The organism is Reyranella sp., from assembly GCF_004297265.1.
In the GTDB taxonomy this organism is placed as follows: domain Bacteria; phylum Pseudomonadota; class Alphaproteobacteria; order Reyranellales; family Reyranellaceae; genus Reyranella.
Genome location: NZ_SCUT01000018.1, coordinates 24,006 through 36,754, shown reverse-complemented (window position 1 = coordinate 36,754; position 12,749 = coordinate 24,006). Strand labels below are relative to the sequence as shown.

The following is a 12,749-nucleotide window of genomic DNA, read 5'->3' as shown; positions in this document are numbered from 1 at the left end:
GTAGGGATGAATGTGGCTACCAGATGCCCGTCAGCAGCGTTGTCGGTGCATAATCCCTGAAAATCGAGAAGTAAGGGAAGCCGGACCGTGTGCGCCATGCCCGCTCGAGCCGAACGCGCCACAGGCGCTCGGTTCCGGCCGGACCGGTCTCGCCGGGATGCCAGTCGATGGTCACGGTACCCTGCAGCTGCATCACCTCGCCGGTATTGAAATTCACGAACAGCAGACCGGCGCGGGGATCGCCCAGCAGGTTGCCCAGCGTGTTGAAGAAGCGGTTGCCGCTGAAGTCCGGGATGACCAGCGTGTCGTCATGCACGCCGACGAAGCCCGGTCTGCCACCGCGATGGGACATGTCGAACCCGCCCCCGGCGCCGAGGTCCGTCCGGCCCCGGCTCGCGACGAAGAACGTGTCGGCTGATTCGATGAGGTCGCGGGCGGCTTCGTCCAGCCTGCCCAGGGTCTCTGTCGGTCCGGCCTCCTCATCGCGCGCCATCACCTTGCGGGTCTGGATGTATTGCGGACAGTTGCCGAAGCTTTGGACAACCTGCACGGTCACGCCGTCGTCGATCTCCACGATCCGGCCGTTGGCCCGGTTGCGGCGCCGCGTCGAGAGATCGATTCCCAGCAGTCCGATCTCGGCACCGGTCACAAAGCCCGGCGCCGCGGGATCGCCACCGCGCGGCAAGGCACCGATGCGCAGCGTCTTCGGATCAGGCGAGGTGACGAATCCCGGGGAGCCCGTGAGCACCGAGGCCATGGGCCAGCCCTGCGCATCCGGCGTGCTGGTGAAGAGATGGGGCAGCAGGGGGAAGAAGGCGCGGTGCTCTTCCGGCAGGAAGGACCGGATCGGCGCCCGTCCCATCCGATAGCCAGCCAGCCTCTGCGCTGCCTGCTCGTCGGCATTGAACGGCAGGAAGCCCGGCGTGTCGGCGGTCATCACACGCCCTCCTGCTTCTCGGGGAACTGGATCTTCGGGTCGTACCAGGGCGCGGCGTCCGATCGCCAGATATGGAGCTGGGGCCGGTCGCGCACCTCGGTGTCGAGGCAGCCCAGCCGCAACAGAACGACCGGCTGCGCGACGCGCTCGGCCATCACGTGCGAGCCGCACCTGCCGCAGAAGCGGCGGAACTTGCCCGGCGACGATTCGATGGCGCCGAGGACATCCTCGCCGCGTGTCCAACGGAACTTCTCGCGCGGTACTGCCGTGACGGACGAGAAGGCCGTGCCGTGCGTCTTGCGGCAGGTGTGGCAATGGCAGTGCACGATCCGCTCGACGGGTGCATCGGCCTCGCAGGCGACGGCGCCGCAAAGGCAGCTTCCGTTCAGCATCTCCGTGTCCTCCTGGTTCTCGCCAACATAGGTCCGGTCGATTGCCGCGATTATCGCATGAATGATAAACTTACAATTGCAATGAATGGAATAATGAGATGGACCGGCTGGACGAGTTCGAGATCTTCGTGCGTATCGTGGAGGAGGGGAGCCTGGTGCGCGCGGCGCAGCGCTTGCGCCGTTCGGCCCCGGCGGTGACGCGCGCCCTGGCGGCGCTCGAGGATCGCATCGGCGTGCGCCTTGTCGATCGCACGACGCGTCGGCTCGCACCGACGGAAGCAGGCCGTGCACTCTATGAACGGGCGCGGGCCGTCGTTGCGGACTATGAGGCGGCGGCGACGGGGGCCCGCGAGGCGCCGGTGCGCGGGCTGCTGCGCATCGCCGCGCCGGTGCAGTTCGGCCGGCGCCATGTCGCGCCGCTTGCGACGCGCTTCCTCGACAGTCATGCCGGCGTCGAGATCGAGCTCATGCTGAACGATCGCAACGTCGACCTCATCGAGGAAGGGATCGACGTGGCGGTCCGCATCGGCGCCCTCGCCGATTCCAGTCTCGTGGCCCGGCCGGTCGGGCATGTGCGGCGACGGTGGGTGGCCAGTCCTGCCTATCTCGCCAGGCATGGCACGCCGAAGGAACCGGCGGATCTCGCGCGGCACGAGGCGGTGCTGGGCACGTTCCGCGGGGCGATGGAATGGACCTTCGGCGGCCGCCGTCGCGGCGCGCCCACCCATCTCGCGGGCCGGCTGCGCGTCGACGATATCGAGACCCGCCTGCGTCTCGCGCGCGAGGGCCGCGGCATCGCCCAGTTCCTCTCCTATCAGGTCGCCGAGGATCTCGCCGCCGGACGTCTCGTGCGCCTGTTGCGCAGCTTCGAGCCGCCGCCGCTTCCGGTCCAACTCCTCACCAAGGGCCGCTCCCATCGCGCACCGAAGATCGACGCGTTCCTCGAGTTCGCGGCCAGGAAACTGTCGGCGCTGCCTATCCTTCGGCCGGATTGACGCATCGATGCGCTCGCGCCGCTCCGGCCGGAGGCAGGCGACCTCAGTCGGGCGTGACGCCGAAGCGGCGCTGCCAGAAATCGCGGGAGCGGCGTTCGCCCACGTCGCAGCCCAGCTCATACTCCGGCCGCACGAAGCGGGTGTAGTCGTCGTCGGCCTTGACCACACGGCGGCCGCTGCCGCCGCTTCCCGATTGCGCGAGCTGCAGCCCGTCGCGCGGCGCGCCGAGTTCGCCGATGTCGAAGTCGTTCAGCGGGCCGATATCGGCCACCTCCTGCAGGAGCTTCTTGCGGACGGCGCGGGGGAAATCCTCGAAGCTGCGCGCGACCTCGACGAAGGAGCGCGGCCCGCCGGTAACGCAGTGCAGGTAGTACTTGTCGAGGTCGTCCTCGGCCGGAAAACCGAAGGGGTTGGGCCGTCCGTTCATGATCGGCAGGCCGTTGATGACGATCCGCTCCTTCAGCGCGTCGTGCCGGATCTCGGTGACCAGGCCGCCGTCGTTGTTCGATCCGTCGCCCGATATGTCGAGCACCTTGCGGTCGGGTTCGTAGGGACTGCGGCCGTACATCGGGATGGCATAGCGGATCGCGCCGCTGATCGAGGTGCGGCGCGAGATCGAGATGGGGGCGTCGGCCAGACGCTGCCGGAAGTCCGCGATGGCGGCCTCCGAATCGAGCAGCGTCCAGTCGATCAGCAGCTTCTGGATCCAGGAGTCGGACCATTCGAAATAGGCGACGGCGATGCGGCCATGATTGCCGCCCAGGATCGCCCTGACGATGACGGGGTCGTTGAAGGCGTCGACATAGCCCTGGCGCTGCAGCCTGGCCTCGTCGGGGTCGATGCTGCCCGAGATGTCGATCGCCAGCACCAGTGCAAGGTCGACTTCCTTGCGCTCCTGGGCCGTCGCCGGAAGCGCCAGGAAGAGAAGGGCGATCAGACCAACCAGTCGGGCCACGGCGACCTCCGCGTTCGTTACGCTCCAGAGGCAAGAACCATACCGCCCCGCCCGCGCCGGTGTCAGCCCGCCACTGGACGAACGGTGGCGGGGGTCGCTAGCCTTTGCGGAAAGACGAAGGGGAGGAAGCATGGATCTGGCGCTCAGCAGGGAAGACGAGGATTTCCGCACCGAGGTTCGGCGCTTCCTCGACGAAAACCTGACCGAGGACCTGCGGGAGGCGGGGCGCAAGACGGCCGGCGTGTTCGCCGATTTTGCGGCCGGTATGCGATGGCACAAGATTCTGGCCCGTCGCGGCTGGTCGGCGCCGAGCTGGCCCCGGGAACATGGCGGCACCGGCTGGAGCGCGACCCAGCGCTACATCTTCAGCCGCGAATGCATCGCCGCCGACGCGCCCCGGATTTTCTCGATGGGACTGCGCATGGTCGGGCCGGTGATCATGAAGTTCGGCACGCCGGAGCAGAAGGCCAAATACCTGCCGCGCATCGTGGCCGGCGACATCACCTTCTGCCAGGGCTATTCCGAACCGGGTTCGGGGTCCGACCTCGCCAGCCTCAAGACCCGCGCCGAGCGGGACGGCGACGACTATGTGATCAACGGCACCAAGATCTGGACGACCGGCGCCCATGTCGCCGACCACATGTTCTGCCTGGTGCGAACCTCGACCGAGGGCAAGCCGCAGGACGGCATCTCCTTCGTGCTGATCGATTCGATGACGACGCCGGGCCTCGCGGTCGCACCGATCCTGACCCTGGCCGGCGACCACGAGGTCAACCAGGTGTTCCTCGACAATGTCCGCACGCCGGTTGCCAACCGCATCGGGCCCGAGAATGCCGGCTGGACGGTCGCCAAGTACCTGCTCGAATTCGAGCGCGGCGGCGACGCCTACACGCCGAACCTCTACGCCCGTCTCGACGACGTGAAGCGCATCGCGCGGGAGGAGGCGGCCGACGGGTCGGGCCGGCTGATCGCCGAGCGCGGCTTCGTCGAGCGGCTGGCGGAGGCGGAGATGGACATCCAGGCGCTGGAGATGATCGAGATGCAGGTCCTGTCCGACCTCAGCCGCGGGCGCAATCCCGGGGCCGTCTCCTCATCGATGAAGATCAGGGGCAGCGAGACGCTGCAGAAACTCGACCATCTCGGAGTCGAGGCGCTGGCCTGGTATGCCGCGCCGTTCGAACCGGAGGCGCGCGAACTCGGCCACAACGAACCGACCGTGACGCCCGAGTGGGGAATCAGCGCCATGCCGCTGTACCTCAACAACCGGGCGTCGACGATCTATGCCGGTTCCAACGAGATCCAGCGCAACATCATCGCCAAGGCGGTGCTGGGCCTGTGAGAGCCTGTCATAAAGCTCTTGTAAGCTTACAATACACGTCACATCTGTAGGGCCATGACAGATCCTTATTCCGTCCTGGGCGTGCCGAGGACCGCTTCCGAGGACGACATCCGGAAGGCGTTCCGCAAGCTCGCCAAGAAACATCATCCCGACCTCAATCCCGGCGACAAGGCGGCGGAAGCCAAGTTCAAGGAGATCGGCCAGGCCAACGACATTCTCTCCGATCCGGAGAAGCGCCGGCGCTTCGACGCGGGCGAGATCGACGGCACCGGTCAGGAAATGCCGCCACGCGGCTTCTATCGCGACCAGGCAGGCGGCCGCGGCGGCAAGTACGAACACGCCGGTGGCCACGAATCGTTCGTCGACATGGGCGGCATCTTCTCCGAAATGTTCGGCCAGCGTCGGGGCGGTGGCCCCGGCTTCGGCGGCGACGACTTCGACATGGGCGGCATGCCCGTCACCTACAGTCTGCGCGTGCCGTTCCTGGTGGCGGCGCGCGGCGGCAAGCAGAGGGTCACGCTGCCCGACGGCAAGACGCTCGACATCGACGTGCCCGAGGGCACGAGCGATGGTCAGACCTTGCGTCTCAAGGGCCAGGGCATGCCGGGCACGAAGGGCCGTCCGCCCGGCGACGCCTATGTCGAGATCCACGTCGAGCCGCACGCCTTCTTCCAGCCGCGCGACAACGACATCCATGTCGACCTGCCGGTGACCGTCACGGAAGCGACGCTCGGCGGCAAGGTGAAGGTGCCGACGGTGGGCGGTGCGGTGATGCTGAACGTCCCGGCCGGCTCCAACACCGGCACCTCGCTGCGGCTCAAGGGTCGCGGCCTGCTCGACCGCAAGTCGGGCCAGCGCGGTGACCAGTATGTGAAGCTGAAGGTCGTGCTGCCCGAGGTGCCGGACGACAAGCTGAAGGAGTTCCTCGCGAACTGGGAGGCGGGTCGCGCCTACGATCCGCGCAAGGAGATGGAGCAGTTCATATGACGACGCTGGACGAGCTGTTGCGCCAGCACGGGCGGCTGACCGAGGTCCACGTCGAGCGCTGGGTCGCGCGCGGGCTGTTGCGTCCCTCGGGCACAGGGGATGGCTGGCGCTTCGAGCAGATCGATGTGGCACGCGCCCGCCTGCTGGGCGAGCTGGTCGACGAGCTGGGCTTCGACGACGAATCGGTCGAGACGGTGGTCGACCTGGTCGACCAGGTGCACACGTTGCGCCGCCAGCTCGACCTGCTGGGCCACGCCATCGCCGAGCAGCCCGCGTCGACGCGCGAGGCGATCGCGGTGGCGCTGGACCGCCTGTCCCGGCGGTAGAGTGTTTCCGGGCGGGATTGAATCAGTCGCTCATCCAAACACCAACCTCATGCTGAGGAGCGCTCCGCCGGAGCGCGTCTCGAAGCATGGGCACGAGCACCGCGTCTGTTGCCCATCCTTCGAGACGCGCTGCTTCGCGGCGCTCCTCAGGATGAGGGGAATGGGTCAAGCCGAGACGGAAAGACTCTAGTTCAGCGCGCGGCGCGGCCGAGGGCGCGCATCGTGTCGAAGTGGCGGGCCATGGCGGCCTGACTGGCCGTCGCGATGCCGCCTACGATCGTGTCGCGGACCGGCGCGTAGCCCACGAAGCCCAGGATATTGCGCTTCAGGTTCTTCACCGCGTGCGCGCGGTAGTACCAGCGGTACAAGAGGGCCGGCATGCCCATCGTGACGATGATCCGGGCGCTGCGCCCGCCGAGATGCTTCTCCGGGAAGCCGTTGGGGCGATAGGCGAAGGCGAAGCCCGGCCGCAGGGTCTGTTCGAAGAAGCCCTTGAGCAGGGCCGGCATGTCACCCAGCCACAGCGGGAACACGACCACCAGGTGTTCGGCGCGGCGGATCTCCTCCTGCGCCGCTGCGATGTCGGGCGGCGCGGTGCCGTTCTCGAATTCGCTCTGGGAGCGCAGCAGGTCGAACTGCAGCGCCCCGATATCGAGTCTTTCGACCGTATGGCCGCCGGGGGCGGCCCCTTGGGCATAGGCGTCGGCCAAAGCACCGCACAGGCCCTTGCGGGTGGCGTCGGGATGGCCGTTCAGGATCAGGATGCGCTTCCCCATGGGCGCAACGCTCGCATGGGGAGGCCTCCCGGTCCTTGATGTGGATCAGGCCAGACCGGTCATTCGGGTTCGACGCCGGCGCGCTTCACGGCGTCGCCCCAGGCGGCGCAGCCGGTCTTCATGATCTCGGTCATCTCCGCCGGCGTCGTGCCAGTTGCGATCAGGCCCATGTCGAGCAGCTTCTCCTTGCCTTCCGGCGTCTGCACCAGCTTGCGGATCTCCGCGCTCATGCGTTCTACGATCTCCTTGGGCGTGCCGGCTGGCGCCATGATGCCGTTCCAGCCGGTCAGGTTGATCTTGTAGCCGGCCTCCTCGAAGGTCGGCACGTTGGGCAGCCGCGGCCAGCGCTGGGCGGAAGTGACGGCGAGCGGCGTCAGCTTGCCCCCGTTGATCGCCCCGCCGGTGGCAGCGAGGTCCTGGATGGTCATCGGGATGTGGCCGGCAATAACGTCCTGGACGGCCGGCCCGGCGCCCTTGTAGGGCACGTGTGTCATGTCGAGCTTCTCGGCCTGGTTCAACATCTCGCCCCAGATGTGCGAGGAGGAGCCGTTGCCGAACGAGGCGAAGTTCACCTTGCCCTTGCGTTCCCTGGCCCAGGCGACGAATTCCTTCACCGACTTGATGCCCAGCGAGGGCGGCACGACCATCGCGAGCGGCGCCAGCCCGTGCTGCGTCACCGGCATGAAGTCCTTGAAGCCGTCATAGGGGATCTTCTTGTAGACGTAGGGATTGATGCACATCATCGACGAGTTCACGTAGACGAACGTGTAGCCGTCGCCCGGCAGGTTCTTGACGATCTCCATGCCGACCATGCCATTGGCGCCGGGCTTGTTGTCGACGATGACCTGCTGGCCCAGCACGCCCGACAGCTTCTCGGCGAAGTAGCGGGACACGACGTCGGTCTGGCCGCCCGGCGGATAGGGTGCGACCAGCCTGATGGGCTTGTTGGGCCATGCCGCCTGGGCAAAGGCCGACGAGGCAAACAGGATCAGCGCGCCCGCGAGCGCGACGACGGATTTCTTGGACATGCGTTTCTTCTCCCTTGGGCGCGGAGCCTAGCGGGAGGGAAACGCCCTGCCAATCGTCATGCCGCCACGAGCGTGACGGGTATCTTGAGGTAGCTCCGACCATTGTCGTCCGGCGGCGGCAGATGACCGGCCCGGATGTTCACCTGTACCGAGGGCAGGAGCAGAACGGGGGCGGCCAGCGTGGCATCGCGCTTCGTGCGCATTGCGACGAACTCGGCTTCGGCCACGCCGTCATGCACATGGACATTGCGCGCCCGCTCCTCGGCGACGGTCGTCTCCCAGGCATAGCGGTCGCGGCCGGGCGCCTTGTAGTCGTGGCACATGAACAGGCGCGTCTCTGGCGGCAGGGACAGGAGACGCCGGATCGAGCGGTAGAGCGTAGGCGCATCGCCGCCCGGAAAGTCGGCGCGGGCCGTGCCGTAGTCGGGCATGAAGATCGTGTCGCCCACGAACACGGCATCGCCGATCCGGTAGGCGACGTCCGCCGGCGTGTGGCCGGGCAGGTGCAGCACCTCGATGCGCAGGTTGCCGAGCGTGAGGACATCGCCGTCCTTGACCAGCCGGTCGAACTCACTTCCGTTCTCGCTGACATCCGCCGCGTTGAAGACCTTCTTGAAGATCTTCTGCACGTCGCGGATGTGCTCGCCGATGACGACCTTGGCGCCCGTCCGTGCCTTCAGCAGCGGGGCCGCCGTCAGATGATCGGCATGGGCATGCGTCTCCAGGATCCAGTCGATCGAGGCCTGCCGTTCCGCGGCCTTGGCGAGGACGCGCTCCGCGGACCGGGTCGAGGCCTTTCCGGATTTGTGGTCGTAGTCGAGCACCGGGTCGACGATCGCGGCGCGGCGCGTCTCGGGATCGGTCACCAGATAGGTCACCGTATAGGTCGCCTCGTCGAAGAAGGCGTCGATGAGGGGCTGGGTCATGAATTCCTCCGTTTCCTGATTGACAGATATATTAGATATAACTAATTTAGCAAGACCTAATATGAAGACGAAGCAAACCATCGATCCCAAGGCACTTCAGGCGAAAGCCGGCGAAGTGGCCGCCACGCTCTCGGCGCTCGCCAACGACCGCCGCCTGCTCATCCTCTGCAAGCTCGTGGAGGTGGGAGAGGCGACGGTCGGAACGCTGGCGGCAGAAGTCGGCCTGTCGCAGTCGGCGCTGTCCCAGCATCTCGCCCGCATGCGGGAGGAGGGAATCGTCGCCTTCCGGCGCGAGGCACAGACCGTCTGGTACCGGATCGGCGACCCGCGGATCGAGACGCTGCTTTCGACGCTTCATCGACTCTATTGCGCGGACTGAACGGCCGCGCGGAAAGGACCCAGTCATATGTCTCTGCCAATCATCGATGCCGCCAGGGCGCGGCAACTCATCGCCGAAGGCGCCGTCCTGGTCGACGTGCGCGAAGCCGACGAAAGGGCGCGCGAGCACATCCCGGGCACGCAGCACGCACCTCTCTCGACGCTGCGGAGCGTGCAGGCGCCCGGCGCGAAGGCCGTCATCTTCCATTGCCGCTCCGGCGCGCGCACCGGCGCCAACGCCGCCCGCCTGGGCGAGGCGGCGGGGTGTGAGGCCTATCTCCTCGAAGGCGGACTCGAGGCCTGGAAGCGCGCCGGCCTGCCGGTGGCAATCGACAGGAAGCAGCCGATCGAGATCATGCGGCAGGTCCAGATCGTGGCCGGCAGCCTGGTCGTGCTGGGTGTCGTCCTCAGCCTGTGGGTGGCGCCGGCGTTCCTCGCCGTCTCGGCCTTCGTGGGTGCCGGTCTGGTCTTTGCCGGCAGCACGGGCTGGTGCGGCATGGCCAAGCTGCTGGCCCTGATGCCGTGGAACCGGACCGTGCGGAAGGCGCTGGCCTGATGTTCGCCCCGGTCGCCGCGCTCGCCTCGGGCGGGGTGGTCGGCCTCGTCCTCGGACTCATCGGGGGCGGCGGCTCGATCCTCGCCGTGCCGCTGCTGCTCTATGCCGTGGGCATGCCGTCGGCGCACATCGCGATCGGCACTGCCGCGTTCGCCGTGGCCGTCAACGCCGCGGCGGGCCTGGCGATGCATGCACGCAAGGCGCCGATCCGCTGGCCCTGCGCCATCGTGTTCAGCCTTGCGGGTGTCGGCGGCGCCTTCGCCGGCGCCGCGCTCGGCAAGGCGATGGACGGGCAGAAGCTCGTCGCGCTGTTCGGTATCCTGATGATCGTCGTCGGCCTGATGATGCTGCGTCCCAAGGACAAGGGCGGCAGCCAGTCGGCCTGGCTGACGCGCGAGAACGCGCGGCAGCTCCTGCCGCGTCTCATTGTGCTGGGCGCGGGCGTCGGTCTCCTGTCGGGCTTCTTCGGCATCGGCGGAGGCTTCCTGATCGTGCCGGGCCTGATCCTCGCCGCCGACATGAAGCTCGAGGAGGCGGCCAGTGCGTCGCTGGTCGCGGTGACCGCCTTCGGCATCACGGCGGCCGGCAGCTATGCCTGGTCCGGGTTGGTGGATTGGCAGGTGGCGGCCCTTCTGATCGCGGGCGGTATCGCCGGTGCGCTGGCCGGCACGAAGGCCAACGCCGTGCTGGCGAAGCGCAAGGGGGCGCTGACGAGGATCTTCGCCCTCTTCGTGATCGCGGCCGGACTCTACGTGGGCGGTCGCGGCCTGTTCGACCTGCTGCAGGCCTGATCAACGCTTCTGCAGGGCGGCCCAGACCTTGGCGGCGGTCAATGGCATGTCGATGTGGAGCACGCCCAACGGGCGCAGCGCGTCGAGCACGGCATTGGCCAGCGCCGCCGGGGCGCCATTGGTCGGCAGTTCGCCGACACCCTTGAAGCCCAGGGAGTTGTTGGGCGAGGACGTGACCATCGTCTCGACATGGAGCGGCGGCAGGTTGTCGGCGCGCGGCAGGGCATAGTCCATCAGGGTGCCGGACAGGAGCTGGCCGGTTTCCTGATCGTAGATCGCTTCTTCCATCAGCGCGTTGCCGAGACCGTGCACGATGCCGCCGTGCATCTGGCCGGCCAGCAGGCGAGGGTTCACCACCGGGCCGCAATCGGCGACCGCGAGGAAGCGCTCGACGCGCGTCTCGCCGGTCTCGGGATCGACTTCGACTTCGCAGACCATGACCCCGGTCGGGAAGGACTCGACCTTGTCGGCGAACACCGCATCGCCGTCGAACGGCTTCCAGGCCGCCAACTCGAACAGGCCGACCCGCCGGTCGGTGCCCACGACTTCGAAGGCGCCATCGCGATAGGCGATGTCGGCGGGCGATGTCTCCAGCCGCTCGGCGGCGAGATCGCGGCCACGCTCGATCAGCACATCGGCGGCGCGCTTCAACGTCGTGCCGCTGATGATCGTGGAGGAGGAGCCTCCGGTGCCGCCGCCGCGCGGGATGCTGTGTGTATCCCCTTGCTTGATCTCGATGCGCTCGACAGGGACGCCGAGCGCGGCCGCCAGGATCTGCGCGAACACCGTCTCGTGGCCCTGGCCCTGGCTCTGCGTGCCGAGCCGCGCGACCAGGCGGCCGGCCTCGGCATTCACCACGACGTGCTCGTCGGCGATGCCGCCGGTGCCATGCAGGTGGCAGGACAGGCCAAGGCCGCGCAGCCTGCCCGCGGCCTCGCTCGCCACGCGGCGCGCATCGAAGCCCGCTTCGTCGGCGGCGGAGAGCGCGGTCTCGAACAGCCGCGTGCAATCGGCGGCATCGTAGGTGTAACCGCTCGCCGCACGATAAGGCATTTCGTCGGCGCGCAGCAGGTTGAGACGCCGCAGTTCGACCGGCGTGCGGCCGGTTTCGTGCGCGGCGAGGTCGACCAGCCGTTCCAGCAGGAACAGCGCCTCGGGCTTGCCGGCGCCGCGGATGGCGTCGACCGGCACGGTGTTGGTGAAGACGCAGTCGAAGTCGACCCGGATCGCGGGGATGCGGTAGAGGCCCGAGATCACCTTGGCGAGGCCGGTCGTCGGGATGCTGGGCGCGAACATCGAGACATAGGCGCCGTAATTGGCTTCCGCCTTCACGCGCAGGCCGAGGAAACGGCCCTCGGCGTCGAGCGCGAGGCTCGCCGTGGCGACCAGGTCGCGGGCATGGCTGTCGGCCAGCGCGAGCTCGCCGCGCTCGCAGGTCCAGCGCAGGCCGCGGCCGAGCTTGCGCGTTGCCCAGGCGATCAGGGTCGATTCGACGGAAATGGGATATTTCGGCCCGAAGCCGCCGCCGACATCCTCGGTAACCAGCCGCAGTTTTTCCTTCGGAATGCCGAGCACGCGCTCGCACATCAGCCGGTGCGGGATCTGCACGCCCTGCGAGGAGAAGGTGACCGTGACGAGGTCGTCGCCGGCGTCGTAGGTCGACCAGGCGGCCCGCGTCTCCATGTAGTGCACGATCTGGCGCGGCGAGCGGATCGAGAGCGTCGTGACATGCGCGGCGCGCTCGAAGGCGGCGTCGGTCGCGGCGCGGTCACCCTTGGCCCAGTGGCACATCAGGTTGCCGGGCACGTCGTCGTGCACCAGCGGCGCATCGGGGGCCAGCGCCTGCGCCGCCGTCACCACGGCGGGCAGCTCCTCGTAGTCGACCTGCAGCAACTCGGCGGCATCGCGCGCCTGGTCGATCGTGCCGGCCACGATCATCGCCACGATGTCGCCGACATGGCGCACCTTGCCGACCGGCATCGGCAGATGCTCCGGCTCGCGATGGCGATTCCCGGCCTCGTCCTTGATCTCGCTGATCGCCGGCAGGTGGCCGATCCTGTCGGCCACGAGGTCCTGTGCCGTGTAGATCGCCCGGACGCCGGACGAGGCGCGGGCGGCTTCCGTGTCGATGCTCACGATCCGCGCATGTGCATGCGGCGAGCGCACGAACAGCACGGAGAGTGCTTCGGCCGGCGCGGTATTGTCGGCATAGCGCCCGCGACCGGTCAGGAATCGCTGGTCTTCACGGCGCGTGATCGAACGACCGAACTGGAGGGGGACGTTCATCGGATCCCGTCGATCCGGGATGGGGTGGGGCGCTGAACCGGCCGGTCTGTTGTAATCTTTGCCACCAAATGCACTCA

General features: G+C 67.8%; 14 protein-coding genes. 7 read left to right on the top strand and 7 right to left on the bottom strand.

Going from position 1 to position 12,749, the window contains the following annotated elements; all coding sequences use genetic code 11:
• Positions 1-16: 16 nt before the first annotated feature.
• Both EPO41_RS06120 and EPO41_RS06115 read right to left on the bottom strand, forming a co-directional pair.
• Positions 17-937, bottom strand: coding sequence for a pyridoxamine 5'-phosphate oxidase family protein (locus EPO41_RS06120; RefSeq protein ID WP_296321898.1), 921 nt, complete (start codon positions 935-937; stop codon positions 17-19).
• Positions 937-1,329: a GFA family protein gene (locus EPO41_RS06115; protein WP_296321896.1), complete on the bottom strand. Its 393-nt coding sequence runs from the start codon at positions 1,327-1,329 to the stop codon at positions 937-939. Before EPO41_RS06115 ends, EPO41_RS06120 begins: the two co-directional genes overlap by 1 nt.
• Before the next feature lie 98 nt (positions 1,330-1,427).
• Here EPO41_RS06115 and EPO41_RS06110 point away from each other — a divergent pair, with 98 nt between their 5' ends.
• Positions 1,428-2,324 (top strand): LysR family transcriptional regulator, encoded by an 897-nt coding sequence (locus EPO41_RS06110; RefSeq protein WP_296321893.1) that lies wholly within the window; start codon positions 1,428-1,430, stop codon positions 2,322-2,324.
• Positions 2,325-2,367: 43 nt separating this feature from the next.
• Here EPO41_RS06110 and EPO41_RS06105 read toward each other — a convergent pair whose 3' ends face one another.
• Positions 2,368-3,279 carry a DUF1194 domain-containing protein gene (locus EPO41_RS06105; protein ID WP_296321890.1) on the bottom strand — a complete coding sequence of 304 codons (912 nt, stop codon included), beginning with the start codon at positions 3,277-3,279 and terminating at the stop codon, positions 2,368-2,370.
• Positions 3,280-3,409: 130 nt separating this feature from the next.
• Between EPO41_RS06105 and EPO41_RS06100 the strand changes: the two genes are divergently transcribed.
• Genes EPO41_RS06100 through EPO41_RS06090 form a run of 3 tightly spaced genes read left to right on the top strand, consistent with a single transcriptional unit; the run spans position 3,410 to position 5,931 of the window.
• A complete protein-coding gene (locus EPO41_RS06100) occupies positions 3,410-4,618 on the top strand; it encodes an acyl-CoA dehydrogenase family protein (protein ID WP_296321887.1) in 1,209 nt (402 codons plus the stop codon).
• A 54-nt stretch (positions 4,619-4,672) separates the two neighbouring features.
• A complete protein-coding gene (locus tag EPO41_RS06095; RefSeq protein WP_296321884.1) occupies positions 4,673-5,605 on the top strand; it encodes a J domain-containing protein in 933 nt (310 codons plus the stop codon).
• Entirely contained in the window at positions 5,602-5,931 is a 330-nt protein-coding gene (locus tag EPO41_RS06090) for a chaperone modulator CbpM (RefSeq protein WP_296321881.1), read from the top strand. The genes EPO41_RS06095 and EPO41_RS06090 overlap by 4 nt, the downstream gene beginning before the upstream one ends.
• Positions 5,932-6,122: 191 nt before the next feature.
• On the opposite strand, the gene EPO41_RS06085 is transcribed toward EPO41_RS06090, so the two are convergent.
• Genes EPO41_RS06085 through EPO41_RS06075 form a run of 3 tightly spaced genes read right to left on the bottom strand, consistent with a single transcriptional unit; the run spans position 6,123 to position 8,661 of the window.
• On the bottom strand, positions 6,123-6,707 hold the full coding sequence (locus tag EPO41_RS06085) for an NAD(P)H-dependent oxidoreductase (protein WP_296321878.1): 585 nt from the start codon (positions 6,705-6,707) through the stop codon (positions 6,123-6,125).
• A gap of 59 nt (positions 6,708-6,766) precedes the next feature.
• Positions 6,767-7,735 (bottom strand): tripartite tricarboxylate transporter substrate binding protein, encoded by a 969-nt coding sequence (locus EPO41_RS06080; RefSeq protein ID WP_296321875.1) that lies wholly within the window; start codon positions 7,733-7,735, stop codon positions 6,767-6,769.
• 56 nt (positions 7,736-7,791) lie between these two features.
• Positions 7,792-8,661: an MBL fold metallo-hydrolase gene (locus tag EPO41_RS06075; RefSeq protein ID WP_296321872.1), complete on the bottom strand. Its 870-nt coding sequence runs from the start codon at positions 8,659-8,661 to the stop codon at positions 7,792-7,794.
• A 61-nt stretch (positions 8,662-8,722) separates the two neighbouring features.
• Here EPO41_RS06075 and EPO41_RS06070 point away from each other — a divergent pair, with 61 nt between their 5' ends.
• From EPO41_RS06070 to EPO41_RS06060, 3 genes are read left to right on the top strand one after another with little or no spacing between them, the layout of a single operon-like run.
• A complete protein-coding gene (locus tag EPO41_RS06070) occupies positions 8,723-9,040 on the top strand; it encodes a metalloregulator ArsR/SmtB family transcription factor (RefSeq protein ID WP_296321868.1) in 318 nt (105 codons plus the stop codon).
• Between the two features lie 27 nt (positions 9,041-9,067).
• Positions 9,068-9,595: a rhodanese-like domain-containing protein gene (locus EPO41_RS06065; protein WP_296321866.1), complete on the top strand. Its 528-nt coding sequence runs from the start codon at positions 9,068-9,070 to the stop codon at positions 9,593-9,595.
• On the top strand, positions 9,595-10,386 hold the full coding sequence (locus tag EPO41_RS06060) for a sulfite exporter TauE/SafE family protein (RefSeq protein ID WP_296321863.1): 792 nt from the start codon (positions 9,595-9,597) through the stop codon (positions 10,384-10,386). Before EPO41_RS06065 ends, EPO41_RS06060 begins: the two co-directional genes overlap by 1 nt.
• Here EPO41_RS06060 and EPO41_RS06055 read toward each other — a convergent pair whose 3' ends face one another.
• Positions 10,387-12,672 carry a xanthine dehydrogenase family protein molybdopterin-binding subunit gene (locus EPO41_RS06055; RefSeq protein WP_296321860.1) on the bottom strand — a complete coding sequence of 762 codons (2,286 nt, stop codon included), beginning with the start codon at positions 12,670-12,672 and terminating at the stop codon, positions 10,387-10,389.
• Positions 12,673-12,749 lie beyond the last annotated feature (77 nt).